Genomic DNA, 24,939 nt, shown 5'->3' with positions numbered 1-24,939 from the left:
AGTGTTGCCATGGGCGCGAGGGGTGTCAATCGACGCGCTTCGACGACCATGTTCGCGTGGCCGCGCGGGCCGCGGACCAGCCGGTTTGCCGGCGACGGCCCTAAACCGGCTCTGCATCTTTCGGGTAGCCACACCGGATCACCTCGGTCCCCAGGCGGCGATCGCCTCCTGGGGAGACGTCGCGACCGCACACCCGGCGACGCGGTCCGTCCACGCGCGCACGATGTCGCGCAGCTGCGCCGGCTCCCGCACGACGAAGGGCAGTCCGAGCCCGGCCAGCACGCCGGGAATCCAGTCCAGGCGCTCCGCCCGCAGCCGGACGAGGACCCAGTCCGGGCCGGCGTCGGCATCGGGTTCGACGCCGGCGAGGCCGTGCGGCAGACGCGCCCGTACCTCGTCGGCGGTGCCCCGCACGGCGACGGTGACCTGATGCCGCCACGGCGTGCCGGCCAGGCTCGTCAGCACGACGTCGGCGGGCTGGAAGCCCTCGGGCACCGCGAAGGTGCCGTGCGCGATTCGTACCTCGGCGATGCGGTCGAGCCGGAAGGTCCGCAGTTCTCCGGACGCGGAGTCGGTGCCGGTCACGTACCAGCGCCCGGAGTGCGTCACGAGCCCGTAGGGATGCACGGTGCGCTCGCTGCGGCGTCCGGTGCGGTCGATGTAGCCGATGCGTGCGGGCCGGTGCTGCCGCGTCGCCTCCGCCAGCCGCAGCATGACCGAGGCCTCCGGCGTCGGCGCCTCACGCTCCGGTGCGGTGAAGTCGGTGCTCGCCAACAGGGCGTCGAGCCGGGAGGCCAGCCCTTTGGGCAGCACCCGGCGCACCTTGGCGGCTGCGGTTGCGGCCGCTTCCCGCGATGCCGGCACCAGGCCGGCTCGGCGGCCCGCCACCAGGCCGAGCAGGACGGCCAGGGCTTCCTCGTCGGTGAGCATGAGCGGTGGCATCCGGAATCCGGGCGCCAGCCGGTATCCGCCGTAGCGGCCGCGCACCGATTCGACCGGCACTTCCAGGTCGAGCAGATGTTCGGCGTAGCGGCGCACGGTGCGCTCGTCGACGCCGAGGCGTGCAGCCAGGCCGGAGACGGTGTGCGTGCCGCCGGCCTGCAGGATCTCGAGGAGGGCGAGCACTCGTGCGGTCGGCCGTGTCATGGTCGGATTCTTCCTCAATACCGGGCGGATCGTGCCCGGTATCGGGCCTAGCGTCTTGCCTACCAACCCGCGAGGAGGAGCAACGTCATGAAATTCGCGTCGGTTCGCATCATCACCGGCCAGCTCGACCGTCTCGTCGAGTTCTACGAGCAGGTCACGGGCCGGACCGCCCGCCGGTACACACCCGACTTCGCCGAGATCGTCCTGCCCGGGGCGACGCTGGCGATCGGCAGCACCGCCACGGTCAAGCTCTTCGGCGAAGGCTCGGCCGAGCCGGCCGCCAACCGGACGGCGATCATCGAGTTCCGCGTGGACGACGTCGACGCCGAGTTCACCCGGCTGCGCGAGACGGTCGGCGAGTTCGTGCAGGAGCCGACCACAATGCCCTGGGGCAACCGATCGCTGCTGGTGCGCGACCCCGACGGAACGCTGGTCAACCTCTTCACACCGGTCAGCGCCGAGGCGATCGCCCGGCAGCAGCACTAGACCGTCGCCGCGCTCAGCGCCGGCGTTGCCGGTCGTCGGCAATCGCGGCGCCGTGAGGTTGCCGGCCGCGGCCCGTGCGCTCCGGCGGCCGGGCACCGATGCTGGAGGTTCCTTCTGGTACGGCGCACGGGGTGGTGACGATGACGACTGGCGCGACCGCAGGCCGCCGGGCCGTCGCCGCCCCGCCGCGACAGCCGGGCGGCCACCGTCCGCCTGCGGCGTCGAGCCGGTGGCGGCCGCGAACCGGCGGGCGAAGGAGCGCTGGCTCATCAGCGCCCGGCCGGCCAGCGTCTGCACGGTCAGCGGGCGGTCGAGGTTGTCGCGGGCCCACGCCAGCACCCCGGCCAGCCGCTCGTCGTCGCAGTCGACCGGCACCGGCGCCGTCACGTACTGCGCCTGCCCGCCGTCGCGGTGCGGCGGCACGACCATGTCCCGGGCGATCTCGTTGGCCACCGCGGCGCCGTACTCGCGGCGCAGCAGGTACAGGCACATGTCGACCCCGGCCGCGCCGCCCGCGCCCGTGACGATGCGGCCCTCGTCGACGTACAGCACCTCCGGCAGCACCGTGACGGCGGGGAACCGCTCGGCCATGGCCGGGGCCCACCGCCAGTGCGTGGTGGCCCGCCGCCCGTCCAGCAGCCCGGCCGCGGCGAGCACGTAGGAGCCGGTGCAGTAGCCGGCGACGGTCGCGCCCCGCTCGTACGCCGCGCGGATCGCGGCCAGCGCCTCCGGGGCCGGCTCCAGCTCGAACGCGTCCCAGGAGGTCACGAGCACGAGATCGGCGCGGGCGAGCCGGTCCAGGCCGTGCTCGACCACCACCTGGAGCCCGCTGTCGGTCCGCACCGGGCCGGGCCGGTCGGCACAGACGGCGAAGTCGAACCCGGGGCTGCCCCGATGCCGGCGGTCGAAGCCGAAGATCTCGCTGACGATGCCGATGCCCAGCGCGCCGGTGCCGTCGGCCACATACGAGGCGACGCTCGTGAACGGGGTACCCACGCCACCCATGATGGCAGAAATCCAGCGATCCCATGCAGGTCTGCCACTGTTGGCGGGCGGCGGCCGGGCGCAGGCTGAAACCATGTTCGTCATCGATTGCCCCGCCCACCGATCCCGCATGCTGCTGTCCGAGCGCCGCATCCGCAGCCTGCGCAACACCGACACCGGCGTGCTGCTCGACCTCGAGTGCTACTGCGGCCACATCGAACGCATACGAACCGGCCGCGCGAGCCGGTGAAGCTCAGACGCTGCGGTTGGCGCGGCGCGGCGTCACCAGTGCGCGGCTTCGAGGAGGTCGTCGAGGATCGCCCCGGCGTCCTGGAGCAGGGACAGGTGGCCCGCCTCCGGGTCGAGGCGGGCCCGGGCGCCGGGGATGTGCGCGGCGAGCCAGGCGCCGTGCGACGGCGGCACCATGCGATCCTGGCCGCCCTGCCGGACCCGCACCGGCGTGGCGATGGCGAAGAGGTCGAAGCCCCACGGGCGCACGAACGCGAGGTCGTCGTCGCGCCAGCCGGCCGTACCGCTGGAGACGGCCGAACGAAATCCGGCGGCGACGGACTCGGCCAGCTCGCCGGTGAGGGCGGCGGCGTCGACCGGCGCGATGAGGTCGCCCAGCGCCGCGGCGACCTCGGACCCGGTCACCCTCGCCAGGGCGGACGCCTCGCGGCCGAGGAACGTCTCGAGCGTCTCGGGCCCGGCGATGGCCGCGCCGAACTCGACGATGTTCTCCGTGCCCATGCCGGCCATCCAGTCGAGTCCGGTCGCGTCGTGCGGCGCGAGGCCGGCCAGGGTGGCCGCGGCGGCGCACCGGGCCGGCAGCAGCGCCGCGCAGGCGAGGGCGTGCGGGCCGCCGCCGGACCAGCCGAGGGTGACGAACTCGTCGTGCCCGAGCCGGTCCAGCACCTGCGCCACGTCCCCGGCCGCGTCGGCGACCCGCCGGCCCGGCCGCGGCGTGGAGCCCGCGTAGCCGGGGCGGCCGCAGACGATCGTGCGCAGGCCGCGCTCGGCGGCCGGCTCCGTCAGCGACGGCATCGTGTGAGGCCCTGAGGGCGTCCCGAGGTGCAGCACGAGCGGGCGCCCGTCCCGCGGCCCGGCCACGGCGATCTCCAGTGATCGCCCGTCCGCCAACTCGATGAGCACCCCGCCATCGTAGAGCGGCTCAGCGGCAGGCCCAGCGGAAGGCCGCGCGCTGGTCGCTGTCGATCGCGATGCCGACCAGCGTGCCGCGCTGCGAGGCGCCGGTCACCAGCCAGCGCCCGACGTCCTCCGGCGCCGGCACGGGCGTGGTGCCCGCCTCCGTCCACAGGGTGACGGTCCGGGTATCGGAGAACACCACTGTGCCGTCGGTGAGCAGACCGGCCGTGCCCACGGTCGGCGGGCTCTGCTCGATCGGCACGACCTCGCCGGTGCGCAGGTTCCAGCGCGCCCAGGTCATCGGCGGCCTCGCGGCTCGCCGGCCGTTCGGCTGCAGCACCGAGTTGGCGACGTAGTTGACGGGGCCGGCCGCCCAGTCCCCGGCGATGTCGACCGCCATGCCGCCGGGCTTGCCCGTGGGCGCGGGCAGGGGCCTGGCGGTGCCGTCGGGCGACCACAGGTACGGCTGCGGCGTGGCGCCCACGCTGCCCACGATGCGGCCGTCGGCGGCGATGCCGTACGCGGAGGACTGCTCGCCGCCCGGCGTCGGCAGCAGCTGCGGGCGGCTCCACTGCCCGTGCCGCCACACGACGGCGTGGAAGGTGTTGCCGGGCATGCGGGCGTCGCCCACCACGTCGCCGGTGTCGTTCACCGCCTGGGCCCGGACGTTCAGGGCGCCCTTGGGGCGGCCGAGCGCGACGGTGGTGCCGGCGTCGATGACGTACCCGTCGGCGTCGCTGTCGTTCTCGACGTTGCCGACCACCGTGCCGCTGCCGTTGACGGCGGCGACGAAGATCCTGGGCACGGCGGTGAACGTGCGCGTCCCGCCCGGCCCGGACACGACCACCGGCATGTCGCCGGTGGAGTGGCTGGCGGCGATGTACCGCCCGGAGCCGTCGACCACCACCCACGCCGCCGGGCCGAGATCGGGCAGCGGCTCCGCCCCGCACGCGGAGACCGACGGCGAGGGCGTCGGGCCCACCGGGGTGGGCCGGGGTTGCGGGCGCGGCTGGGCGAGGGCGACGGCGCCGATGACGATCGCGACGGCGAGGCCGGCCCCGGCGGCGGTCAGGGCCCGGCGGCGGCGCACCCGCGCCCGGCCGCGCGCGATCACGGCGTGCTCGTCGACGCGGCTGTCCGGGACCGGCTCCCGGGTCAGGATCGTGAACGGGTTCTCGTTCATGCCAGGCTCCTCGTCGTCGCGGTGTCCAGGCGGCGGCGCAGGGCGTCGAGGCCCTTGGCGGTGTGCGCCTTCACGGTGCCCTCGGCGAGACCGAGGAGGTCGGCGACCTCGAGTACCGGAAGATCGCACAGGAATCGCAGCACGAGCACGGTCCGCTGCCGGTCGGGCAGCTCCCGCAGCGCCGCCCGCAGGAGCATCCGCTGCTCGATCTCGGGGTCGGCGGCCGCGACCGGGACGTCGGGCGGCGCGGCCCGCAGGTGCACGCGCGCGAGCCAGCGCCTGCGGTCCCGCAGGCACTCGCGGACGACCATGGTGTGGACATACCCGTCGAGGTTGCCGACCTCGTGCATGCGCGGCCAGCGCTGGTAGAGCACGGTCAGCGTGTGCTGCACCGCGTCGTCGGCCCGGTCCCGGTCGCCGAGCAGGTGATACGCGACGCGATGGAGCCGTTGTTTGCGGCTCGTGACGTACTGCAGAAACGCTTGTTCCCTGTCCGGGTGCACGTGGTGGGTCCCCTTCCCTGGGCCGATCCACCCCCTTCGAGTCCGGCGGCCCGGAAAAGGTTTACCCGCCAGGGTCACGTGCCGGAGGTGACCGTCGCCATCCGGGCCAGGGTCTCGCGCATGGTCGCGGCGAGGTCGCTCGGCTCGGGCCGGCTCACCCAGGTGCCGAAGGCGACCCGCACCACGACGATCCCCGTCTCCGCGGTCAGCGTCGCGTCGGGCTCGGGCACGCCGCGGCGGCGCAGCCCGTCGGCGAGGGCCGCCGCCAGGGTCGCCATCTTGATGAGCTCCCGCTCGTACAGCTCCGGGTTCGCCATGATCACGCAGTGCCGCCGCCGCGCGTGGGCGTGGTGGCGCCCGAGGAACTCGGCCGCCGTGTCCAGAGCGGCCACGACCGCCTCGAGCGGCGTCGCCGACGCCGGGGCCGACTCCAGCGCCTCCACCAGACCCCGCTGCAGCCGCTCGGAGCCCGCGAAGAGCACCTCGCGCTTGTCCGCGAAGTGGCGGAAGAAGGTGCGCGCGGTGACCCCGGCGCGGGCGGCGATCTCGGCGACGGTCGTCTGCTCGAAACCGCGCTCGACGTACAGCTGCAAAGCCGCCTCCCCGAGGCGGCCCCGCGCATCCGGCTCCCAGCGTCCCACGTCACACATCCTAAGCCATGTCACACGATGACATGACTGTGCTAGCGTTCTGATGTCATCAAGTGACATCGTCTCGTAAGGGGACTGCCATGCGCATCTTCGTCACCGGCGCCAGCGGCTGGATCGGCTCCGCCGTCACCGCCGAGCTCCTCGGGGCCGGCCACCAGGTCGTCGGCCTGGCCCGCTCCGACGCGGCCGCCGCGACCGTCGCGAACCTGGGCGCCGAGGTGCGCCGGGGCACGCTCGACGACCTCGACGCCCTGCGTGCCGGCGCCGCCGACTCCGACGGGGTCGTCCACCTCGGCTACAACCACGACTTCTCCCGCATGGCGGACGCCACGCGGACCGACCTCGCCGCGATCACCGCGCTCGGCGAGACCCTGGCCGGCTCGGACCGCCCGCTGCTCATCGCCTCCGGCGTCGCCGGCCTGCCCGGCAACCCCGCGACGGAGCGCGACTTCGCGGACCCGGTCGGCCACCCGCGCATGGCGAACGCGCAGGCCGCCCTGGCCTTCGCCGAGCGCGGCGTGCGCAGCGGCGTCATCCGCTTCGCCCCGACCGTGCACGGCGACGGCGACCACGGCTTCGTGTCCGTCCTGGTGGGCGTGGCCCGCGAGCGGGGCGTCTCGGCCTACATCGGCGAGGGCGGCAGCTGGCCGGCCGTCCACCGCCTCGACGCCGCCGCGCTGGTCCGCCTGGCCCTCGACAAGGCGCCGGCCGCATCGGTGCTGCACGCCGTCGCCGAGCAGGGCGTGCCCACGAGGGAGATCGCCGGGGCGATCGGCCGCGGCCTGGACCTGCCGGTGAAGTCGATCCCGGCCGAGGAGGCGGCCGCACACTTCGGCTGGATCGGCGCGTTCTTCGGCCTCGACTCCCACGCGTCCAGCGACGCCACGCGGGAGCTACTCGGCTGGACCCCGACCCACCCCGGCCTGCTCGCCGACCTCGACGCCGGCTCCTACTTGCGCCGCTGACCCGCTCGGTTTGCGGTTTCCGGAGTCGGATCGGTGGCTGTCCAGCGGTTCTTACGCCGGGTGAGCGTCGCCAGGCTGTTCTCCGTCCGTGAGCCGGGCCGTGACTCGCCGTCGGCGTCCAGCGCCGCGTTCGCGCGCCGGCCGGGCCGGCACGGCACCGGCACGGCCGGACCGGGCTGACCGGGTCGCGGCCGTTGCTCCTACGCCTGGAAGTCGCAGATCTTCCAGGCCCGGTTCTCCTTGACGAGATCCAGGGCGAGCTGCCCGTCCGTCGTGCGGCCGCTGCTCCCGGCCGACGTGATCGTGTAGCTGGTGTAGACGACCGCCGTGTCCCCGCTGACGGTTTCGCCGGTCACGTGCCAGTCGAGGATGCGGTTCCGCCCCGGTGCGGTGCCCGACGCGCCGGTGTCGGTCTGCCGCTTCAGCTTGTCCGACTCGCTCTTGCACAGCATGCCGGCGATCCTGTCGCGGTCCGGGTGGTCCTTGCGGGCCTCGTCGATGTACGCCTGGACGACCTCGGTGGGGGTGTCGACGAAAAGCTTCTGGAAGACGAAGTAGCCGCCGACCACGAGCACGATGACCGCGAGGAGGCCGCCGATGCCGATGAGCGCGACCGTGCCGCCGCGCTGCTGCGTCGCCGGGGGCGGCAGCGGCGTCGCCCATGGGACCGGCGGCTGGTACTGCTGCGTCAGCGGGTCCCGCACCGGCTGCTCGTAGGGTTGCGGGTAGGGCTGCTGCGGGTAGGGCTGCGGTTCGGGCGGTCCCCCCGGGTGCGTCACCGGCACATCGTATACAGCCGATCGACCGGCGGGACTTTGCGCGGCGACCGTCGGCGCCCCGCGCCGGCCGTGCGGGGCGGGACGCCGACGGGCCGGGCGACGTGCTATCCTTCCAGGTGTTGCCTGGCAGGCATCTGGTCCCCAGGCACTTCCGCCGGTGTAGTGTCCCGGCCACCCTTCACGTTCGGAGACTGTATGGCGGCCCGCCGCCCGAAGCTTACGCAAGCCCCCACAGCGCCCGCAGCCACGACGTTCGCAGAACTCGGCGTGCCGGCCACCCTCAGCGGTATCCTCGCCGACGCCGGGATCACCCGGCCGACGCCGATCCAGGCGGCCACGCTGCCGGACTCCCTGGCCGGGCGCAACGTGCTCGGCCGCGGCCGGACCGGCTCGGGCAAGACCTACGCGTTCGTCCTGCCGCTGCTGACCCGGCTGGCCGCCCAGCGCTCCCGGCCGCAGCCCGGCCGGCCGCGCGCCCTCATCCTCGCGCCCACCCGGGAGCTCGTCACCCAGATCCAGGCGGCGATGGCCCCGCTGGCCGAGGCGCTGGGCCTGCGCACGCTGATCATCTTCGGCGGCGTGAAGCCGAACCCGCAGATCGCGGGCCTGCGCGCCGGCGTCGACATCGTCGTGGCCTGCCCCGGGCGGCTCGCCGACCACGTGCGCGCCGGTCACGCGCGCCTCGACGCGGTGGAGATCACCGTGCTCGACGAGGCCGACCATATGGCCGATCTCGGGTTCCTGCCCGAGGTGCGGCGCCTGCTCGACCTGACCCCGCCGCGCGCCCAGCGCCTGCTGTTCTCGGCCACCCTGGACGCCGGCGTCGACGTGCTCGTGCGGCGGTACATGACCGACCCGGTCACCCACTCCGCCGACTCGGCGCTGTCCCCGGTCAGCGCCATGGAGCACCACGTGCTGCACGTGCGCGCCGACGAACGGTTCGAGGTCCTGGCCGACCTCGCCGCGGCGCCCGGCCGCACCGTCGTGTTCACCCGCACCAAGCGCGGCGCGAAGGTGCTGACCCGCCGGCTCGTCGCCGCCGGGGTGCGCGCCGTCGAGCTGCACGGCGACCTCGGCCAGCCGACCCGCAACCGCAACCTGACCGCGTTCTCCGACGGCACCGTGTCGACCCTGGTCGCGACGGACATCGCGGCCCGCGGCATCCACGTCGACGACGTCAGGCTGGTCATCCACGCCGACCCGCCGGTGGAGCACAAGGCCTACCTGCACCGCTCCGGGCGCACCGCCCGTGCCGGCGCCCAGGGCACGGTCGTGACCCTCATGACCGACAACCAGGTCGACGAGGTGCGGGAGCTGACGCGCAAGGCCGGCATCTCCGCCGCCACGGTGCGCCTGCGCCCGGGCGATCCGCACCTGGTCCGGCTGGCCCCGGGCGATCGGACCTTCGCGCCGCCACCGCCCCCACCGGCCGAGACGCCCTCGGCCGCGGCGCAGTCGCGGCCGCGCCGCGGCCCGCGCCGCCCCAACACCGGCGCCAACACCGGCGCCAAGACCGCCACCAAGGCCCGCACCACGGCCCGGGACACCGCCCCGAAGACGGCGGCAACCGGTCGCGGCGGCGGCAACCGCGCCACGGCGACCGCCGCGCCCTCGAGCGCCGCGGCGTTCTCCGCACGGTCCCGGGTCGGCGGGCGGCGCGGCGGGCGCTGACGGCCCTGGTCCCGGCGCCCGGCTGAGCGCCGGTCAGTCGGCCGTCACCGCCGGGAACGAGGCCCAGATGTGCTTGGCGTCGTCGGTGGCGTACCAGCCGACGTCCAGCGACAGCTGACGGGCCAGGTGCAGGCCGCGGCCGCCCGAGTCCAGCGGCTCGACGTCACGCAGCTGCGGGAACGCCTGCATGTCGTGGTCGGCGATGTCGAGCACGAAGCAGCCGTCGGCGAGCAGGAGGCGTACGACGCTCGGCGGCAGGCCGTGCACGAGCGCGTTCGTCGCCAGCTCCGACGCGACGAGCAGCACGCGGTCGGCCCGGTCGTCGAGCGCGGGGGCCGTGATGAGGTGCCGGGTCGTCAGCGTGTCCAGCAGCGCCTGGCGCAGCGCCTGCAGCTCGGCCACATCGGCGATGACCCACCGGCGCAGCTCCGTCGTCACCGGCGGTGGCGGGGACACAGTCAAGGTCGTCACCAGGCGGGAATACCCAGCGCGGCCGGGGTTCTACCCTTCGATCGACCACGCTGTTCGCTCCCCCGGGGGTTCACTCCGGCCGGGCGAGGGGCCGCGGTGCCGGGTCGCCGAGCGTGGACGTGTGAAGTCCTGGTGGCTGGTCGCGGCCGGCGCGGCCACGGTGGTGTTCGGGGCGGCGGTGCTCGCCTGGCCCCACGCGACGCTGCGGCTGCTCGGCATCCTGGCCGGCCTGTGGCTGCTGCTGATCGGGCTGCTGCACATCGCCGGGGCGCTGCGGGCCGCGGGACCGTCGCGGCGGGCCGGCGTGCGGCGGGTCGTCGACGGGTTCTTCGGCGTGCTGCTGGTGGTGCTCGCGATCGCGTCGCTGGGCTCGGCCCGCGCCGGCCTGCTGACGATGTCGGCGCTGATCGGGCTGGCGTGGCTGATCATCGGCTTCGGCGCGGTGCTGCTCGGCCTGGCCGCGACGGGCCGGACGCACGTGGGGCTGTGCGGGCTCGGCGCGGCGGCGGTCCTGCTCGGGCTCGCGTTCGTCACGTGGCCCGGCCTGTCGCTGCGCGTGCTGGTGCTGCTGACCGGCATCAGCGCGGTCGCCCTCGGCGCGGCCGAGATCACGATCGGGGTCCAGGCCCGCCGTCGCGCGTAGCCGGCGGCAAGCTCCTGCGGTCGCGGCGGTGCGATCGATGACCTCTGACGTCACCGCCTGGCGAGCCACCATGTGCGGGCGATCGCGGCCAGGGGCGGGGCCAGGAAGACGCCGCAGAGGCCGCCCAGGGCCGCGCCCACCACGGTCGCCGCCAGCACCGCGACCGGGTGCAGGTTGAGCGCGCGTCCGAACACCAGCGGGCGCAGGACGCCCTCGAGGATGTTCTGGGTGACGAGCACGACGACGATCATCCACACGGCCGTGGTGACCCCGCTGGAGCCGAGCGCGAGCAGGACCGCGAAGATCGCCGAGACCCAGGCGCCGAGGTACGGCACGAACGCCGCCACGAACGTGATGACGGCGATGGTGAGCAGGAACGGCACCCGCAACACGGCCGCGCCGAGCGTGATCACGGCCGCGTCCATGGCCGCGACGAGGGTGGTCCCGACCATGTACCGCCGCAGCTGCGTGGCCGCCCGCCGCACGAGCCGGTGCTCCGGGTCGGCCCACTCCGGCCGTCGCTCGATCGCCGCGACGAGGCGGGGGCCGTCGCGCAGGAGGTAGTACAACAGGTACGAGCCGGCCAGCAGTCCGACCGCGACCTGCCCGATGACGACCACCCCGCTGGCCACCGCCGAGCCGATGCCGAGCAGGGCCGTGCGCCACGGTGCCGAGCGCAGCACGGTCTGCACCGGGTCGGTGCCGAGCGCGCCGCGCAGCCGCCGCCCGGCCTCGGCCAGGGCCGGCTGCCACTGCGCCGCCTGCAGCGTGAGCACCCACACCAGCAGCGCGGCGACGAGCATGAGGCACAGCGGGACGACGAGCGCGCCGAGCAGCGTCGCCGCCGTGGGCGCGAGGCCGAGCCGGCGCACCCGGCCGACGAGCGGCTGCACCGTGACGGCGATGACGACCATGAGCAGCAGGGGCATCAGCAGCGGTACCAGCATCCCGATCACGAGCACGGCCAGCGCCACGCCCACGATGACCCCCGCGACCGACCATCCGGTCCGCCCGAGCCGCCGAACCCGTCCCTCGGCGGCGCTCACCCGCCCACCTCGTCCCACCGCGCGGTGATGAGCAGCATGCGCCGGGCGCTACCCGCGGCAACGCGTCTCAGCCCTCCCCAGGGCGCGACCACTCGGCGGCCTCACCCGTTCCGGCCGCACAGGATATGTGGAGTAGCCATGATCGAAAATGTGTGATCATGGGGGCCGTTGTCACGGAAGCCTCGCGGGAAGCGCGAGTTCTGTCACGACATGACACGACCCCGGCTTCCGCTGCCGAAGCCGACGTCCCGCGCCTCACGAATCAACGAATTTCAACGTTGCAACGCCATCGAAACCGCTTCGTAATCGCAGCGGGGATTGACATTTCTCAGTGAAGGCGCTTTCGTGACGTTTGGTTTCGTTGGGAGATGTTGGGTTTTCGGAGGTACTGATGGCACAAACGCTCAGCCGCCGCACCGCACTCAAGGGCCTGTTCGGGGCCGCGGCCGCGGGCACCCTCCTCGCCGCCTGCGGTGACGACTCCTCCGGCCAGCCGGCAACGGGCGGCGACAACGGCACGGGGCCGGTCACCTTCGGCTCGAACTACTCCGACGCCGCGCCGAAGACCGCGTTCGCCGCGCTCATGTCCCAGGCGACCGGCAGCACGAGCGTCCCGGTCACGGTGAACACGACCGACCACAACACGTTCCAGAACAACATCAGCAACTACCTGCAGGGCACCCCGGACTCCCTCGCGACCTGGTTCGCCGGCTACCGGCTGCAGTTCTTCGCCGCCCAGGGCCTGCTGACGCCCATCGACGACGTGTGGGAGAAGATCGGCGGCACCTTCAACGACGCCGCGAAGAACCTCTCGAAGGGCCTCGACGGCCACTACTACATGGTTCCGCTCTACAACTACCCGTGGGTCGTCTTCTACAACAAGAGCGTCTTCCGGTCCAAGGGCTACGAGGTCCCCGCCACCTGGGACGCCTTCATCACGCTGTCGAAGAAGATGCAGACCGACGGGCTCGTGCCGCTCGCGTTCGCCGACAAGGACGGCTGGCCCGCGCTGGGCACCTTCGACATCCTCAACCTGCGCATCAACGGCTACGAGTACCACATCAAGCTGATGAAGCACGAGGTGCCGTGGACCGACGCCGGCGTCAAGGCCGTCTTCGACCAGTGGCGTGAGCTCGCGCCCTACCAGCAGAAGGGCGCCAACGGCCGCACCTGGCAGGACGCGGCCAAGGCGCTGGAGAACAAGCAGGCCGGCATGATGTTCCAGGGCTCCAACCAGGTCGCGGCCAACTACGACGCCGCGAACCTGGCCGACCTCGACTTCTTCGTCTTCCCCTCGATCAACCCGAGCTACGGCACCGACTTCATGGACGCCCCGACCGACGGCTTCATCCTGCCCAAGAAGGGCAAGAACTCCGCGTCGGCGAAGAAGATCCTCGAGTACATCGGCACCTCCGACGCCGAGGCGAAGTTCCTCGAGACCGATCACTGGGACGTCGGTCTGGCCAAGGGCCTCGTCGCGCCGACGTACAACGACATCCAGAAGAAGTCCGTCGCCGAGATCGGCAAGTGCAAGAACGTCTCCCAGTTCATGGACCGCGACACCGTGCCGGACATGGCCACCGCGATGATCAAGCTCATCCAGCAGTTCATCGACAGCCCGACCCCCGACACCATCGCCACGATCCAGAAGAGCGCCGAAGACCAGGCGAAGACCATCTTCAGCTGATGACGCTCACGACACCCCGCAAGAGCGCACCGGCGCCGGCCTCCGCACCCCGGCGCCGGGGTCGCACCCGCACCCTCACCCGCCGGGACGTCGGCGTCGCGACCGCGATGCTCGGCGTCCCGCTCCTGCTCGCCGCCGCGTTCGTGTGGATCCCGGCCCTCGGGTCGGTGCTGCTGTCCTTCACGAAGTGGACCGGCGTCGGCCCGGTCCGGATGCGCTCCTGCGACAACTTTCCGTCCGCGCCCGGGATTCCGCAGCCCGGCTGCCTCAACGGGGTCAAGAACTACGAGCAGGCGTTCACGAACTATCCGGACTTCTGGCCGGCCGTACAGCACAACGCGATCTGGCTCGGCGTGTTCATCGTCTTCGCCACCCCGCTGGGCATGCTCTTCGCCGTGGTGCTGGACCGTGGCATCCGCGGCAGCCGGTTCTACCAGAGCGTGCTGTTCCTGCCGGTGATGCTCTCCCTCGCGCTCATCGGCATCATCTGGGAGCTCATCTACTCCCCGAACTTCGGGCTCATCAACACCCTGACGGGGCACAACCACAACGACAACCTCATCGACTGGCTCGGCGACCCGAAGCTCAACCTGTGGGCGCTGCTCGTCGAGGCCAGCTGGCGGCAGGCGCCGTACGTCATGGTGCTGTACCTCGCCGGCCTCAAGGCCGTGGACCCGGCGCTGCGCGAGGCCGCCGTCGTCGACGGGGCCAACGGCTGGCAGACGTTCTGGCGGGTGGTGTTCCCGGCGATGCGCCCGATCAACATCGTCGTGCTCGTGGTGACCGTCATCGAGTCGCTGCGCGCGTTCGACCTCGTCTACATCACCAGCAACGGCAACCCGCTGCGCGGCCTGGAGCTGCTGTCGGTCGCGGTGACCCAGAACATCGTCGGCGAGACCCAGCGCATCGGCTTCGGCTCGACCCTCGGCGTCGTGCTGCTGGTCATCTCGCTCATCCCGATCTCCCTGTTCCTGTGGCAGGCCTTCCGACGAGAGGAACAGCGATGACCCGCCGGGCCGCCTCCACCGCCTTCATGGTCGTGATGTCCGCGCTGTGGGTGACCCCGATCCTGTTCGCGTTGTACGTCGCGCTGCGGCCGATCAGCGAGACCAACAAGTACGGCTACGTCTCCCTGCCGCACACGCTGACCCTGAGCAACTTCGCCGACGCGTGGGCCCAGTCGGACATGTGGAAGTTCTTCCTGAACTCGGTGTGGGTCACGGTGCCGGCCGTGCTGGTGACCCTGTTCCTGGCCTCCACCGCGGCGTACGTGCTGTCCCGGCTCAGCTTCAAGCTCAACGTGGCGCTGCTGATCCTGTTCACCGCCGGCAACCTGCTGCCGCAGCAGGTCATCATCACGCCGCTGTACCGCATCTATCTCGCCCTGGGCATCTACAACTCCTACCTCGGGCTCATCGTCATCAACGTGGCGTTCCAGCTCGGCTTCTGCGTCTTCGTGCTCAGCAACTACATGAAGACGCTGCCCGCCGGCATCGACGAGGCCGCGCTGATCGACGGTGCCTCGCTGTGGACGCGGTACTGGCGGCTCACGATGCCCCTGTGCCGCCCCGCGCTGGCCGCGCTCGCGACGCTGCTCACGACGTGGATCTACAACGACTTCTTCTGGGCCATCACGCTGATCTCCACCGGCGACCGGCGGCCGATCACGTCCGCCCTGGCCAACCTCCAGGGCCAGTTCGTGTCCAACCAGAACCTGATCGCGGCGGCCGCCCTCATCGCGGCGATGCCGACCCTGATCGTCTACGTGTTGCTGCAGAAGCAGTTCATCGCCGGTCTGTCCCTGGGCTCCTCCAAGGGCTGACGCGGTTGCGGGCGCCTCAGCGGTCGGTGAAGTCGCCCGACTCGGCCGCGGGGCCGCTCGCGTCGCTCGTGGTGCCCTCGGCGGGGGAGCGCATGCCGCCGGTCGTCGCGTCGCCCGTGGTGGCCGGCGCGGCGCCCGGGCGGGCGCGGCGCTGCGGGGCGCGCCCGGACCCGCCCGGCCCCGCGCTGGAGCCCGTCGTGGTGCGCAGTCCTCCGCTGCGCGTCGGGCCGCCGTTGCGCCGGGTCTGCTCGCTGGCGGCCTCGTCGGCGCGCTCCTCCGGTGACGTCATACGGCGCCGTTTACCCGGCCCGCAACCCGCCTAACGCGTGACAAAGCGGGTAGGGGCGCGAGTATGAACGTGTCCTTCCTACGCCCGTTGTACGAGCGTCCCGGACCGTGGGCGTCGGTCTATCTCGACGGGACGCGGAACAACGAAGATCCGGCCGGCACCGTCGAACTGCGCTGGCGGGTCGCCCGGGAGGCGCTGCGGGACGCTCTCTGCGAGCCGGAGACCATCGAGGCGCTCGAGCGGGCGCTGCTCGCGCACACCGAGGAGGGCGGGCCGTACGGGCTCGCCGCGTTCGCCGCCGGCGGCGAGGTGGCGATGCTGCGGGTGCTGCCCGCGCCGCCGCGGCGCGCCATCGCGGCGTTCGGGCCGCTCCCGCACGTCATGCCGCTGCTGGCGCAGATGGGGGAGTCGATCCCGTACGTGCGGGTCCTGGCCGACCGCACCGGCGGGCGGATCGAGGCGGTGGACGCGGCCCGGCTCGTGCGCGGCGAGGCCGTCACGGGCGCCAAGCAGTGGCCCCTGCACCGGTTCAAGCCCGGCGGATGGTCGCAGTCGCGGTACCAGCGCGCCGCCCACGTCACGTGGGAGCGCAACGCCGGCGAGGTCGCCGCGGCGGTCGCGCAGGCCGCCGAGCACTGCGGCGCCGAGGTCATCGTGGTGGCCGGCGACCCGCAGGCGCGCCCCCTGCTCGTCGCGCACCTGCCGGAGCACTGGTCGGAGCGGGTCGTGGAGACCAACTCCGGCACCGGGGCCGCCGCGCTCGAGGACGTGACGGTGCAGGCGATTGCCGATCGCGCGACCGGGAAGGCGCGGGCGGTCGTCGACCACTACCGCAGCCGGCGGGGCAACGACGCGGCCGGGGACGGGCTGCCGGCCGTGGTGACCGCCCTGCAGCGGGGGCAGGTCGACACGCTGCTGCTCGTGGACGACCCGAGCTCGACCACGCAGCTGTGGATCGGGCCGGAGCCGGAGCAGTTGTCCTTCGACCGCGCCGAGCTGCTGGCGATGGGCGTGCGGGACACCCGGCGGGTGCGGGCCGACGCGGCGCTCGTGCGCGCGGTGGTGTGCACCGAGGCCGACCTGCTCTTCGCCGCGCCGGACGAGCTGCCGGTGGAGGGTGGGGTCGGCGCGCTGCTGCGGTACGCCGACGCGGGCACGCGCCGCCGCTGAGGGTCCCCCGATGCGATGGGGACATCGGCTGGATCCTGACGGCGTACCGGCTGTCGGCCTCGGTCCTCACGCCGATCCTGGGCCGCCTCGGCAAGTCGGTCCCGGCCTCGCGGTCCCGCCCTCCAGCATCCGCTGGTCCGCCCGCGCCTCGGTCCGGCCGGCCCGCGCGTGCTCCCGGTGCCGCGCGGCCTGCCGCCGGTGCTCCCCGACGTCGCCCAGCCCGGAGGCCGCCGAGCGGTCGTGCAGGTCCGCCGCGGTCTCGTGCGCTTCGGCGGCGGCCAGCGCGGCCGACGCCGCCCTTTCGGTGGCCCGGGTCGCGAGCCGCTGCGACTCCTGCGCCAGTTCGGCGGCCCGCGGGCACATCGCGGTGGCCGACTCGTCCGGCTCTCCCAGGGATCCTTCCGGCTCGATCCACTCGTGCCGCAGCTCCGCCAGCCGCGCCGCGGCCTGCTCGGCCCGCTCGCCGGCCTCCACGCCGCGCCGCTGCCCGCGCTCACCCGCCCTCGTGTCGCTCATGCGCCCCCACTACCCGCGTACGCTGGGCGAAATCGAACGCGGCAGGCGGAGGTGAGCGGGTGCACCCGGTGTAGCGACGGCCCCGGCCCGGGGCGTCACGGAGCCGGAAGGTGCCCGTGCATGAGCAGGACCGACAAGACCCGCCCCTGGTGGGTCCAGATGGCCGACGCGCCGATGCGCGCGTGCCGGCCGCGCCACGACCACCGATTCGGCCCCTGCACCCTCGCCGACGCCGTCACCGCCGCCACGGCGTCGCTGGGGGAGCGCCGCGACGGCTGCCACTGGGGCGCCACGGCGAGCTCCTGGTTCCGCCGGGTGGAGAGCCACGGCCACCGCGAGTGGGCGCAGTGGTGCCGCGAGGACCGCCGTCGCAGCCGCCACACCGCCCGCCGCGCCCTGCGCGACCATCGCCGCGACCGGCCGCGGCGCCCGCAATCGGTCACGGTCGATGACGTGGCCGCGCCCTGAGCCGCGCGAGCACGGCGTCGGGATCGTGCTGGACGACATCGGCGCGGCACCACCCGAGCCTGCCCGCCCCGGCCGACCACCGCAGCGCCGTTCCCCTGCCCAGCGGGGTCTGACCGGCTGTCGGCCAGGTCTTTCGCGACTTCCCGGGGGTCGATCGTGCCAAGTCGCGGCAGTTCGATGCCAGAAAGGTTTGATGTCGCGACTGATCGGTCACTAGGGGCGCCTGCTTCTCCGTACCGTTCGCGTTCATGAATCTGTAACTTCAGCGTTCCCGATTGATTGGAGGAACGTATGCCCGCCGACCTCGTGCTCGTGCTGGCCGAGCGCGACTACATGTACGGTGTCGGCGACCTGACCCTGCGTATCCGCCGCGTCGAGCGCGAGGCCCCGATCTCCTACGACGACGAGTGGTGGTACTACGTCCACGGCATGCAGCTCGGGCATGAGGGCCGCGAAGTCGGCGAGCGCGTCGTGGTCGTCCGCGGCCGCCGCCTGGTGCAGGCCGGGCTTCCGGTGGAATAGAGCGGTATGGACGCGTAGGCTCCGACCTGTGGCCGTCCCGACGTTCGCGGTGCGTCGCGACGACGTGCGCGATGCGGTCGTGCTCGCACTGACCGGCGCGCTCGACGCCTTCGGCGCGACCGATCTCGACGCGGCCGTCGACGCGGGGATCACCCCCGGCCACGAGCTGGTGCTCGACCCGCGCGAGCTGGAGCTTCTCGCCGCCGGTGGCGTCCGCGCGCTGTTGCGGGCCGTCGAGCCGGCCGACCGGGCCGGGGTCGCGCGGATGCTCGTGGGCGACGCGCAGGACGCCCGCCTCGTCATCGATCGCCTCGTCATCGATCGCCTCGGCATCGACGGCCGCCTCCCGCTCGCGGCATGACCGGCCACCACGTCCTGCGCTACGACGACGCCGACGAGCTGCGGGCCGCCCTCGCCGACCGGCCCGACGGCGCCTTCGTGGTGCTCGCCTGCCGCCCCGAGCACCACGCGCTGCTGCCCGACGGCCTGCGGCTGCCCCGCCCGGCCGTGCACCACCGGCCCGCCGCCGTGCTCGCCGCCCTGCGCCGGCTGCCGCGCCACCCGGCCCGACCGCTCGGCGCCCCGATCTGGCTGCTCGCCGAGCCCGACGTCGGCGCGACGCGCGCGGACCTGGCCCGGGCCGCGGCCTTCGAGGCCGCCCGTCCCGTCACGCTCGCGGGTGAACCGATGACGACGATCACCGCCTACCCTCGCGCCGAGACCCCCGCCCGGGTTTTCGCACCGCCGATGCCCGACGCGCCGGTGCCGGTGCCGGACGCGGCGGCGGCGCTGCGCCTGCCCCCCTCCCACGATCGCCGCGACATCGTCGGCATCCGCGCCCGGCTCAGCGCGTCGCTCGCCGACCTGCCGATCCTCGTGCGCACCGACTTCATCGCCGCCGTGAACGAGGTGCTGACCAACGCCTACGTGCACGGCGCCCCGCCCGTCGACGTCGCCGTCTGGGTGACCCGCGGCCGGGTCGAGTGCCGCGTCACCGACCGCGGCCCTGGCTTCCGCGACCCGCTGACCGGCTACCGCCCGGGCCCCGGCGGCACCCGCTCCGGCACCGGCCTGTGGCTGGCCCGGCAGGCCTGCGACGAGGTCACCGCCTGGCCGGGACTCGACGGCTTCACCGTGCGGCTCGCCACCGCGGTCGCACCCGGGCCGGCCCTGCAGACCCAGGGCGCCCTGGCCCGCGCCGAGGTCGCCGCCGCCCGCGTGCGGTTGCGGCAGTCCGGCCACCGCCGCCCCCGCTGACGCCGCGCGCCCGCCGGGTCCCGCCGCGGCCCCGGCGACGGACCAGGCCTGCGCGGTCGCGACGGGTGTCGCGATGTTCACGCGCGCCGCCTTGGCCCTCGCCGCGCCGCGGCTCCTACGCTGATCGGATGCTGACCGTACGCCCGGCCGCGCCGGACGACCTCGCCGCCGTCGCCGCGATCTACGCGCACTACGTCACCGAGACGGTCGCGACCTTCGACGAGACCCCGCCCTCCCTGGACGCCTGGCACACCCGCCTGGCCGACCTGGCCGCGCGCGGGCTGCCGTTCCTCGTCGGCGAGGCCGAGGGGCGCATCGCCGGGTACTCCTACGCCGCCCCCTGGCGCGCGAAGCCCGCCTACCGGCACTCGGTGGAGGACTCGGTGTACCTGGGGCCGCAGTGGGCCGGCCGCGGCTACGGCACGGTGCTGCTGCGGGCCGTGCTGGACGCCTGCGCGAGGGCGGGGCTGCGCCAGGTCGTCGCGGTGATCGCCGACACGGGCAGCGACGCGTCCGCGGCCCTGCACCGCAAGGCCGGCTTCACCGAGGCGGGGCGGCTGACCGGCGTCGGTTTCAAGCACGGCCGATGGATCGACACCCTCCTTATGCAGCACACGCTGCCGCAGCACCCCGCGGCGGACCCGGACCGCCGCTGACCGCTGCGGTGCGGCGCGTGATCGGCGGCACAAGGCTGCTGTTCCTATCTGGGTGGTAGCTATGATCGCCGCCATGCGTCCCGTGAACCTTCTCGTCGCGGCCGGGCTCGCCGGGGCCTTGGCCGTGCTGGCCGGCTGCGCGCCCGCCGACGAAGACACCGCGGCACCCGCCGCCTCCGCCGGGGCGAGCGCCGCCGGCTCCTGCGCCCCGGCCCAGCTCAAGACCGTCGCCGCGGGCAAGCTCACGGTCGGCACCGACGACCCGGTCTACCCGCCGTGGTTCGCCGACAACAAGCCCGAGTCCGGGCAGGGCTTCGAGTCCGCGGTCGCCTACGCCGTGGCGGAGAAGCTCGGCTACGGCAAGGACCAGGTCGCCTGGGCGCGGGTCACCTTCAACAACGCGATCGCGCCCGGGAAGAAGGCGTTCGACTTCGACATCAACGAGTTCTCCATCACCGACGAGCGCAAGCAGGCGGTCGACTTCTCCTCGCCGTACTACGACGTCACGCAGACCGTCATCGCGCTCAAGAGCTCGAAGATCGCGGGGGCCAAGAGCCTCGCGGACCTCAAGGGCGCCAGGCTCGGGGCCCAGGTCGGCACCACCAGCTACCGCTCCATCACCGAGGTGGTCAAGCCGGCGCAGCAGCCCTCGGTGTACAACAACAACGACGACGCCAAGAAGGCGCTGCAGAACGGCCAGATCGACGGGCTCGTGGTCGACCTGCCGACCGCTTTCTACATCACCGGCGCCGAGATCGACGACGCGGTCATCGTCGGGCAGCTGCCGCAGGTCTCGGGCACGCCGGAGCAGTTCGGGCTCGTGCTCGACAAGGGCTCGCCGCTCACCGGCTGCGTCAGCGGCGCCGTCGACGCGCTGCGGGCCGACGGCACGCTCAAGAAGCTGGAGCAGCAGTGGCTGTCGGCGACCCAGGGCGCACCGACGCTGGCGTGATGGAGCTGTTCGAGAAGTCTCCCGTGCAGCGGGAGCGGGAGGCGTACCGCCGCCGGCAGACGATCCTGTCGGTGGCGGCCGCCGCCGTCTCCACCGGCGTCGTCGGCGTGCTCCTGCTCGCCGGCATCACCGGCGCGCCCGGCTGGAAGCGGGTGCGGGAGAGCTTCTTCGACCCGCACACCGCCCGCACCGCGCTGCCCGCGGTGCTCGACGGGCTGTGGCTCAACATCGAGCTGCTGGTGTTCTGCGCGGCCGGCGCGCTGGTGCTCGGGCTTGGCATCGCGTCGCTGCGCACGCTGCGGCGGCCCGTGTTCTTCCCGCTGCGGGCCCTGGCCAACGGCTACACGTACACCTTCCGGGGCCTGCCCCTGATCATCACCATCTACGTGTTCGCGTTCGGGGTGCCGGGGCTGCGCCTGAGCGGCACGCCCTCCGTCCTCGTGCTCGGCGGCGCGGCGCTGGTGCTGACCTACGGCGCCTACATCGCCGAGGTGTTCCGGGCCGGGATCGAGTCGGTCCATCCGTCGCAGCGCGCGGCGGCGCGCTCGCTCGGGCTGACGTACCGCCAGACGATGCGCCACGTCGTGCTGCCCCAGGCCGTCCGGCGCGTCGCCCCGCCGCTGCTCAACGACCTCGTCGCGATGCAGAAGGACGTCGGGCTCATCTCCCTGGCCGGGCCGGTCGACGCCATCCGCGCCGCGCAGATCCAGACTTCGGTGTCGTACGACTACACGCCGTACATCGTCGCCGGTGTGCTCTTCGTCCTGCTGGCGATCCCGCTCGTCGCCGTGACCGACTGGGTGACCGTCCGGGCCGCCCGCCGCCAGTCCGGGGAGGTGACCCTGTGACCGCGGTCCTGTCCGTCGCCGGGGTGCACAAGGTGTTCGGCGACCGGCACGTGCTGCGCGGCGTCTCGCTCGACGTCGCCGAGCACGAGGTCGTCGCGCTCATCGGGGCCAGCGGCTCCGGCAAGTCGACGCTCCTGCGCTGCGTCAACCTGCTCGAACCGGTCGACGACGGCGTCATCCGCCTCGACGGCGAGGACGTGACCGACCCGCGGGCCGATCCGGACCGCGTCCGGCGCCGCATCGGCATGGTGTTCCAGGCGTTCAACCTGTTCCCGCACATGACGGTGCTGGCCAACGTGACCCTCGCCCCGCGGCGCGTGCACCGGGTTCCGGCGGCCGAGGCCCGCGACCGGGCGATGGCGCTGCTGGGCCGCATCGGCCTGGCCGACCTCGCGGGCGCCTACCCGGACCGCCTCTCCGGCGGCCAGCAGCAGCGCGTCGCGATCGTGCGCGCCCTCATGAACGCCCCGCGGCTGCTGCTGCTCGACGAGGTCACCTCGGCCCTGGACCCCGAGCTCGTCGGCGAGGTGCTGGCGCTCGTGCGGGAGCTGCGCGGCGACGGGATGACGATGCTGCTGGCGACGCACGAGATGGGCTTCGCCCGGCAGGTCGCCGACCGCGTGTGCTTCCTCGACGGCGGCGCGCTGGTCGAGCAGGGGCCGCCGGAGCAGGTCCTCGGCGACCCGCGCGAGCCGCGGACCCGCCAGTTCCTCGCCCGGGTCATCGCATCGGGGCGGCTCTAGGCCGTGTGTCATAAGTGCTTCGCGAGGCGGCGCAGCCAGATGTCGATGATGCTGATGGTTGTGGTGGTCTCGTACCGCACGGCGAGCTTTTCGTAGCGGGTGGCTACCGCTCGATGGGCTTTGAGCAGGTTGATCCCGCACTCCACGGCGTGGCGCTGCCGGTAGGCCACCAGGTCGAACGCTGGTGGCCTACCGCCCCGCGAACCGCGTGCGCGGCGGTGGGCGGCCTGATCAACTTTGATCGGGATGACGCACCGGATCGACCGCCGCCGCAGGTACTCCCGGTTCGCGCGGCTGCTGTACGCCTTGTCAGCCAGGACCCGGTCCGGGCGGACCCGCGGCCGGCCACCACCGGCACGGACCACCCGGATCCGGCGCAGCACCGTAGTGAACTGCGGGCTGTCCCCGCGCTGCCCGGCAGTCAGTACCAGCGCCAGGACTTTGCGGCCCTGCTCACAGGCCAGATGCAGCTTCGTGGTCCAGCCGCCCCGGGACCGGCCCAGCGCGTGATCACCCGGCTCCGCCGCGCCGTCCCCACCCGGCGGCTCGACCTGCAGATCGGGCCGCTTGCGGGCACCGGCGGCGTGCTGGTGCGCCCGGGTGATCGTCGAATCCACGCTCACGTCCCAGCCGATCAGACCCGCCGCGTCGGCGCGGCCCTGCACCACCGACAGGATCCGCGCCCAGGTACCGTCGCGCTGCCACAGCCGGTACCTGCCATAGATCGTGCGCCAGTGCCCGTAGCACTCCGGCACGTCCCGCCACGGCGACCCGACCCGGATCCGCCACCGAATCCCGTCAATAAGCTGCCGCTTACTCCACCTCGGCGGCCGGCCTGACTTCTTCCCCGTGGGCAGCAGCGGTTCCAGCAGCGCCCACTGCGCGTCGGTCAGGTCGAACCGCCTCGTCACCGCTACGCTGGCCACGAGGTCTCCGTGCAGATGGTTGTCTTGGTCGATAACCCATCTACCGGAGACCTCGCCACATATCGATCACCGACACGCCCGACCAGTCAACTCGCCACCACCACTACACGACCCACTTCTGACACACGGCCTAGCCGTACACCGGCGGCGTCGGAACGGCGTCGAGCAGCCGGCGCGTGCAGGGGTGGGCGGGCCGCTCGTACTGCGTCGTGGCCGAGTCACGGCTCGCTCCAGGCACCGGTTCTCCTCCCGCGGGGTTCGACGGCGCGAGTGTCGGCATCCCGCCGCCGGGCGCCTCCGGTCGGGCGGCGGCACGCAACTCGGCGGATCCCAGGTCGGCGCGTTAGGCTGGCGCGCAGCGCAGGGCAAGATGGGGGACGACGAGGACGTACATGGCCGAGAACTCGCAGGCGACGCTGACCGTGACCGCCGCGGACGACGCGGCCGGGGGCGTCGTGCTCACCGTGGCCGGCGCCCTCGACTACCACACCGCGGCGCGCTTCGGCGCCGCCGTCCAGCGCGCCTACGACGAGGGCGCGACGGCCGTCACGGCCGACATGTCACGCGTCGGCTTCACGGACTCGTCGGGGCTGGCGTCGCTGATCCGCGCGCACAAGGCGGCACACCTGATGGGCCGGCGCTTCAACCTGCGCGGCCCGGACCACAACCTGCGCCGCATCCTGGCCGTGACCGGCCTCGACACCGTCCTGAACATCACCGAGGACTGAACCGCGACCCGCGCCGGGATCCCGGGACTCGGGCGGCCGGGTCAGCGGCGGCGGCTGCGCAGCGCGAACACCGCGACGGCGGCCGTGGCGGCCGCGGCCGTCCCGACGGCGGCCATGGGCACCGGCCGGCGCAGCCTCGCCCGCAGCTCGGGATCGCGGACCGCGGCGTTGACGGTGCCGGCGGTCCGGCCCGCGCGCCCGGCCACCTCGCCCGCGACGTGCGACGCCTGAGCCCGCACCCGGACGGCGACGACACCGGCCCGGGTCTGCGCCCGCCCCGCGAGGGCCCGGACGCGGTCCCGCGCACGGCCCTTGACGTCGTTCGCCTTCTCCTTGAGGTGAGCGCTGACGCGCGCCTTGACGTCGGCCTTGGCCGCGAGCGCCTCCACCGTCTCGCCGAGCGCGGCGCGGGTGCGAGCGATCTCCGCGCGCAGCTCCTGCGCGTCCGGGCGGGGGGCGACGGTGGTCATGCCGCGGTGATGCCCCGGCCGAGCGATCGGTAAACGTGCACGCGACCGCGGTGGTGCCCGTGTGCCCGACGCGACCGCGCACAGCCGGCGCCGACTCGCGGCGGGTCACGGGTGGCGGTTGCGGTCGCGGCGGCCGTGGGGGACGGCGATGACGACGTACGCGGTGTCGTGGCGACGGGTGTCGACTGTGGACTGACGGTGGCGGGCGTGCG

The 24,939-nt window shown here is 73.5% G+C and carries 29 protein-coding genes; 17 read left to right on the top strand and 12 right to left on the bottom strand.

The window, feature by feature from the left end; translation table 11 throughout:
* Positions 1 to 138: 138 nt before the first annotated feature.
* Positions 139 to 2,628, bottom strand: coding sequence for a WYL domain-containing protein (locus ACQP2P_RS26630; protein ID WP_433605176.1), 2,490 nt, complete (start codon positions 2,626 to 2,628; stop codon positions 139 to 141).
* Between the two features lie 7 nt (positions 2,629 to 2,635).
* On the opposite strand from ACQP2P_RS26630, the gene ACQP2P_RS26625 reads away from it, so the two are divergent.
* Positions 2,636 to 2,866 carry a hypothetical protein gene (locus ACQP2P_RS26625; protein ID WP_433605174.1) on the top strand — a complete coding sequence of 77 codons (231 nt, stop codon included), beginning with the start codon at positions 2,636 to 2,638 and terminating at the stop codon, positions 2,864 to 2,866.
* 32 nt (positions 2,867 to 2,898) lie between these two features.
* On the opposite strand, the gene ACQP2P_RS26620 is transcribed toward ACQP2P_RS26625, so the two are convergent.
* The 4 genes from ACQP2P_RS26620 to ACQP2P_RS26605 all read right to left on the bottom strand — a co-directional run bounded on the left by ACQP2P_RS26620 (position 2,899) and on the right by ACQP2P_RS26605 (position 6,089).
* Positions 2,899 to 3,768 (bottom strand): alpha/beta fold hydrolase, encoded by an 870-nt coding sequence (locus ACQP2P_RS26620; protein WP_433605172.1) that lies wholly within the window; start codon positions 3,766 to 3,768, stop codon positions 2,899 to 2,901.
* A gap of 19 nt (positions 3,769 to 3,787) precedes the next feature.
* Complete coding sequence (locus tag ACQP2P_RS26615) at positions 3,788 to 4,945, bottom strand: hypothetical protein (RefSeq protein WP_433605170.1); 1,158 nt, start codon at positions 4,943 to 4,945, stop codon at positions 3,788 to 3,790.
* Positions 4,942 to 5,448: a SigE family RNA polymerase sigma factor gene (locus ACQP2P_RS26610; protein ID WP_433605168.1), complete on the bottom strand. Its 507-nt coding sequence runs from the start codon at positions 5,446 to 5,448 to the stop codon at positions 4,942 to 4,944. The genes ACQP2P_RS26615 and ACQP2P_RS26610 overlap by 4 nt, the downstream gene beginning before the upstream one ends.
* A gap of 74 nt (positions 5,449 to 5,522) precedes the next feature.
* The gene (locus ACQP2P_RS26605) at positions 5,523 to 6,089 is read right to left on the bottom strand and encodes a TetR/AcrR family transcriptional regulator (RefSeq protein ID WP_433605166.1); all 567 of its coding nucleotides are present in this window, start codon (positions 6,087 to 6,089) and stop codon (positions 5,523 to 5,525) included.
* Positions 6,090 to 6,178: 89 nt separating this feature from the next.
* On the opposite strand from ACQP2P_RS26605, the gene ACQP2P_RS26600 reads away from it, so the two are divergent.
* Complete coding sequence (locus ACQP2P_RS26600) at positions 6,179 to 7,063, top strand: SDR family oxidoreductase (protein ID WP_433605164.1); 885 nt, start codon at positions 6,179 to 6,181, stop codon at positions 7,061 to 7,063.
* A gap of 200 nt (positions 7,064 to 7,263) precedes the next feature.
* Here the strand turns inward: ACQP2P_RS26600 and ACQP2P_RS26595 are convergent, their stop codons facing one another.
* On the bottom strand, positions 7,264 to 7,842 hold the full coding sequence (locus ACQP2P_RS26595) for an Rv0361 family membrane protein (protein WP_433605162.1): 579 nt from the start codon (positions 7,840 to 7,842) through the stop codon (positions 7,264 to 7,266).
* A 195-nt stretch (positions 7,843 to 8,037) separates the two neighbouring features.
* Between ACQP2P_RS26595 and ACQP2P_RS26590 the strand changes: the two genes are divergently transcribed.
* A complete protein-coding gene (locus tag ACQP2P_RS26590) occupies positions 8,038 to 9,513 on the top strand; it encodes a DEAD/DEAH box helicase (protein WP_433605160.1) in 1,476 nt (491 codons plus the stop codon).
* Between the two features lie 33 nt (positions 9,514 to 9,546).
* On the opposite strand, the gene ACQP2P_RS26585 is transcribed toward ACQP2P_RS26590, so the two are convergent.
* A complete protein-coding gene (locus ACQP2P_RS26585; RefSeq protein WP_433605158.1) occupies positions 9,547 to 9,984 on the bottom strand; it encodes an ATP-binding protein in 438 nt (145 codons plus the stop codon).
* Positions 9,985 to 10,105: 121 nt separating this feature from the next.
* Between ACQP2P_RS26585 and ACQP2P_RS26580 the strand changes: the two genes are divergently transcribed.
* Positions 10,106 to 10,627: a DUF308 domain-containing protein gene (locus tag ACQP2P_RS26580; RefSeq protein ID WP_433605156.1), complete on the top strand. Its 522-nt coding sequence runs from the start codon at positions 10,106 to 10,108 to the stop codon at positions 10,625 to 10,627.
* 50 nt (positions 10,628 to 10,677) lie between these two features.
* On the opposite strand, the gene ACQP2P_RS26575 is transcribed toward ACQP2P_RS26580, so the two are convergent.
* The gene (locus ACQP2P_RS26575; RefSeq protein WP_433605154.1) at positions 10,678 to 11,673 is read right to left on the bottom strand and encodes an AI-2E family transporter; all 996 of its coding nucleotides are present in this window, start codon (positions 11,671 to 11,673) and stop codon (positions 10,678 to 10,680) included.
* 391 nt (positions 11,674 to 12,064) lie between these two features.
* On the opposite strand from ACQP2P_RS26575, the gene ACQP2P_RS26570 reads away from it, so the two are divergent.
* From ACQP2P_RS26570 to ACQP2P_RS26560, 3 genes are read left to right on the top strand one after another with little or no spacing between them, the layout of a single operon-like run.
* On the top strand, positions 12,065 to 13,360 hold the full coding sequence (locus ACQP2P_RS26570) for an ABC transporter substrate-binding protein (protein WP_433605152.1): 1,296 nt from the start codon (positions 12,065 to 12,067) through the stop codon (positions 13,358 to 13,360).
* Positions 13,360 to 14,367 (top strand): carbohydrate ABC transporter permease, encoded by a 1,008-nt coding sequence (locus ACQP2P_RS26565; protein WP_433605150.1) that lies wholly within the window; start codon positions 13,360 to 13,362, stop codon positions 14,365 to 14,367. Before ACQP2P_RS26570 ends, ACQP2P_RS26565 begins: the two co-directional genes overlap by 1 nt.
* The gene (locus ACQP2P_RS26560; RefSeq protein WP_433605148.1) at positions 14,364 to 15,182 is read left to right on the top strand and encodes a carbohydrate ABC transporter permease; all 819 of its coding nucleotides are present in this window, start codon (positions 14,364 to 14,366) and stop codon (positions 15,180 to 15,182) included. The genes ACQP2P_RS26565 and ACQP2P_RS26560 overlap by 4 nt, the downstream gene beginning before the upstream one ends.
* Positions 15,183 to 15,198: 16 nt before the next feature.
* On the opposite strand, the gene ACQP2P_RS26555 is transcribed toward ACQP2P_RS26560, so the two are convergent.
* Entirely contained in the window at positions 15,199 to 15,471 is a 273-nt protein-coding gene (locus ACQP2P_RS26555; protein WP_433605146.1) for a hypothetical protein, read from the bottom strand.
* A 63-nt stretch (positions 15,472 to 15,534) separates the two neighbouring features.
* Here ACQP2P_RS26555 and ACQP2P_RS26550 point away from each other — a divergent pair, with 63 nt between their 5' ends.
* Positions 15,535 to 16,641, top strand: a complete 1,107-nt coding sequence (locus tag ACQP2P_RS26550; protein WP_433605144.1) for a Vms1/Ankzf1 family peptidyl-tRNA hydrolase — start codon at positions 15,535 to 15,537, stop codon at positions 16,639 to 16,641.
* A gap of 66 nt (positions 16,642 to 16,707) precedes the next feature.
* Here the strand turns inward: ACQP2P_RS26550 and ACQP2P_RS26545 are convergent, their stop codons facing one another.
* Positions 16,708 to 17,157: a hypothetical protein gene (locus tag ACQP2P_RS26545; protein WP_433605142.1), complete on the bottom strand. Its 450-nt coding sequence runs from the start codon at positions 17,155 to 17,157 to the stop codon at positions 16,708 to 16,710.
* A 120-nt stretch (positions 17,158 to 17,277) separates the two neighbouring features.
* Here ACQP2P_RS26545 and ACQP2P_RS26540 point away from each other — a divergent pair, with 120 nt between their 5' ends.
* From ACQP2P_RS26540 to ACQP2P_RS26505, 8 genes are all read left to right on the top strand, one after another.
* A complete protein-coding gene (locus tag ACQP2P_RS26540; protein ID WP_433605140.1) occupies positions 17,278 to 17,625 on the top strand; it encodes a hypothetical protein in 348 nt (115 codons plus the stop codon).
* 291 nt (positions 17,626 to 17,916) lie between these two features.
* On the top strand, positions 17,917 to 18,147 hold the full coding sequence (locus ACQP2P_RS26535; RefSeq protein WP_433605138.1) for a hypothetical protein: 231 nt from the start codon (positions 17,917 to 17,919) through the stop codon (positions 18,145 to 18,147).
* Positions 18,148 to 18,175: 28 nt separating this feature from the next.
* Positions 18,176 to 18,508 (top strand): hypothetical protein, encoded by a 333-nt coding sequence (locus ACQP2P_RS26530; RefSeq protein WP_433605136.1) that lies wholly within the window; start codon positions 18,176 to 18,178, stop codon positions 18,506 to 18,508.
* Positions 18,505 to 19,404 (top strand): ATP-binding protein, encoded by a 900-nt coding sequence (locus ACQP2P_RS26525; RefSeq protein ID WP_433605134.1) that lies wholly within the window; start codon positions 18,505 to 18,507, stop codon positions 19,402 to 19,404. Before ACQP2P_RS26530 ends, ACQP2P_RS26525 begins: the two co-directional genes overlap by 4 nt.
* A gap of 128 nt (positions 19,405 to 19,532) precedes the next feature.
* On the top strand, positions 19,533 to 20,060 hold the full coding sequence (locus tag ACQP2P_RS26520) for an N-acetyltransferase family protein (RefSeq protein WP_433605132.1): 528 nt from the start codon (positions 19,533 to 19,535) through the stop codon (positions 20,058 to 20,060).
* A gap of 73 nt (positions 20,061 to 20,133) precedes the next feature.
* The gene (locus ACQP2P_RS26515; RefSeq protein WP_433605130.1) at positions 20,134 to 21,012 is read left to right on the top strand and encodes an ABC transporter substrate-binding protein; all 879 of its coding nucleotides are present in this window, start codon (positions 20,134 to 20,136) and stop codon (positions 21,010 to 21,012) included.
* The gene (locus tag ACQP2P_RS26510) at positions 21,012 to 21,860 is read left to right on the top strand and encodes an amino acid ABC transporter permease (protein WP_433605128.1); all 849 of its coding nucleotides are present in this window, start codon (positions 21,012 to 21,014) and stop codon (positions 21,858 to 21,860) included. Before ACQP2P_RS26515 ends, ACQP2P_RS26510 begins: the two co-directional genes overlap by 1 nt.
* On the top strand, positions 21,857 to 22,603 hold the full coding sequence (locus ACQP2P_RS26505; protein WP_433605126.1) for an amino acid ABC transporter ATP-binding protein: 747 nt from the start codon (positions 21,857 to 21,859) through the stop codon (positions 22,601 to 22,603). Before ACQP2P_RS26510 ends, ACQP2P_RS26505 begins: the two co-directional genes overlap by 4 nt.
* An 8-nt stretch (positions 22,604 to 22,611) precedes the next feature.
* Here ACQP2P_RS26505 and ACQP2P_RS26500 read toward each other — a convergent pair whose 3' ends face one another.
* A complete protein-coding gene (locus ACQP2P_RS26500; protein ID WP_433604667.1) occupies positions 22,612 to 23,529 on the bottom strand; it encodes an IS5 family transposase in 918 nt (305 codons plus the stop codon).
* Between the two features lie 392 nt (positions 23,530 to 23,921).
* Here ACQP2P_RS26500 and ACQP2P_RS26495 point away from each other — a divergent pair, with 392 nt between their 5' ends.
* The gene (locus ACQP2P_RS26495) at positions 23,922 to 24,257 is read left to right on the top strand and encodes an STAS domain-containing protein (RefSeq protein WP_433605124.1); all 336 of its coding nucleotides are present in this window, start codon (positions 23,922 to 23,924) and stop codon (positions 24,255 to 24,257) included.
* Between the two features lie 41 nt (positions 24,258 to 24,298).
* Here the strand turns inward: ACQP2P_RS26495 and ACQP2P_RS26490 are convergent, their stop codons facing one another.
* On the bottom strand, positions 24,299 to 24,727 hold the full coding sequence (locus ACQP2P_RS26490; protein WP_433605122.1) for a DUF3618 domain-containing protein: 429 nt from the start codon (positions 24,725 to 24,727) through the stop codon (positions 24,299 to 24,301).
* Positions 24,728 to 24,939 lie beyond the last annotated feature (212 nt).

Origin of the sequence: Dactylosporangium sp. CA-139114, from assembly GCF_050955725.1 — a bacterium.
GTDB lineage: Bacteria > Actinomycetota > Actinomycetes > Mycobacteriales > Micromonosporaceae > Dactylosporangium.
Note: the sequence above shows the minus strand (reverse complement) of the source record. Positions and strands in the feature narration are given on the sequence as shown.

Coding starts and splice junctions, on each gene's coding strand:
- ACQP2P_RS26625 (WP_433605174.1), top strand. CDS start 2,636: ATGATGGCAGAAATCCAGCGATCCCATGCAGGTCTGCCACTGTTGGCG.
- ACQP2P_RS26615 (WP_433605170.1), bottom strand. CDS start 4,945: ATGAACGAGAACCCGTTCACGATCCTGACCCGGGAGCCGGTCCCGGAC.
- ACQP2P_RS26600 (WP_433605164.1), top strand. CDS start 6,179: ATGCGCATCTTCGTCACCGGCGCCAGCGGCTGGATCGGCTCCGCCGTC.
- ACQP2P_RS26590 (WP_433605160.1), top strand. CDS start 8,038: ATGGCGGCCCGCCGCCCGAAGCTTACGCAAGCCCCCACAGCGCCCGCA.
- ACQP2P_RS26570 (WP_433605152.1), top strand. CDS start 12,065: ATGGCACAAACGCTCAGCCGCCGCACCGCACTCAAGGGCCTGTTCGGG.
- ACQP2P_RS26565 (WP_433605150.1), top strand. CDS start 13,360: ATGACGCTCACGACACCCCGCAAGAGCGCACCGGCGCCGGCCTCCGCA.
- ACQP2P_RS26560 (WP_433605148.1), top strand. CDS start 14,364: ATGACCCGCCGGGCCGCCTCCACCGCCTTCATGGTCGTGATGTCCGCG.
- ACQP2P_RS26555 (WP_433605146.1), bottom strand. CDS start 15,471: ATGACGTCACCGGAGGAGCGCGCCGACGAGGCCGCCAGCGAGCAGACC.
- ACQP2P_RS26550 (WP_433605144.1), top strand. CDS start 15,535: ATGAACGTGTCCTTCCTACGCCCGTTGTACGAGCGTCCCGGACCGTGG.
- ACQP2P_RS26545 (WP_433605142.1), bottom strand. CDS start 17,157: ATGAGCGACACGAGGGCGGGTGAGCGCGGGCAGCGGCGCGGCGTGGAG.
- ACQP2P_RS26540 (WP_433605140.1), top strand. CDS start 17,278: ATGAGCAGGACCGACAAGACCCGCCCCTGGTGGGTCCAGATGGCCGAC.
- ACQP2P_RS26535 (WP_433605138.1), top strand. CDS start 17,917: ATGCCCGCCGACCTCGTGCTCGTGCTGGCCGAGCGCGACTACATGTAC.
- ACQP2P_RS26525 (WP_433605134.1), top strand. CDS start 18,505: ATGACCGGCCACCACGTCCTGCGCTACGACGACGCCGACGAGCTGCGG.
- ACQP2P_RS26520 (WP_433605132.1), top strand. CDS start 19,533: ATGCTGACCGTACGCCCGGCCGCGCCGGACGACCTCGCCGCCGTCGCC.
- ACQP2P_RS26515 (WP_433605130.1), top strand. CDS start 20,134: ATGCGTCCCGTGAACCTTCTCGTCGCGGCCGGGCTCGCCGGGGCCTTG.
- ACQP2P_RS26510 (WP_433605128.1), top strand. CDS start 21,012: ATGGAGCTGTTCGAGAAGTCTCCCGTGCAGCGGGAGCGGGAGGCGTAC.
- ACQP2P_RS26495 (WP_433605124.1), top strand. CDS start 23,922: ATGGCCGAGAACTCGCAGGCGACGCTGACCGTGACCGCCGCGGACGAC.
- ACQP2P_RS26490 (WP_433605122.1), bottom strand. CDS start 24,727: ATGACCACCGTCGCCCCCCGCCCGGACGCGCAGGAGCTGCGCGCGGAG.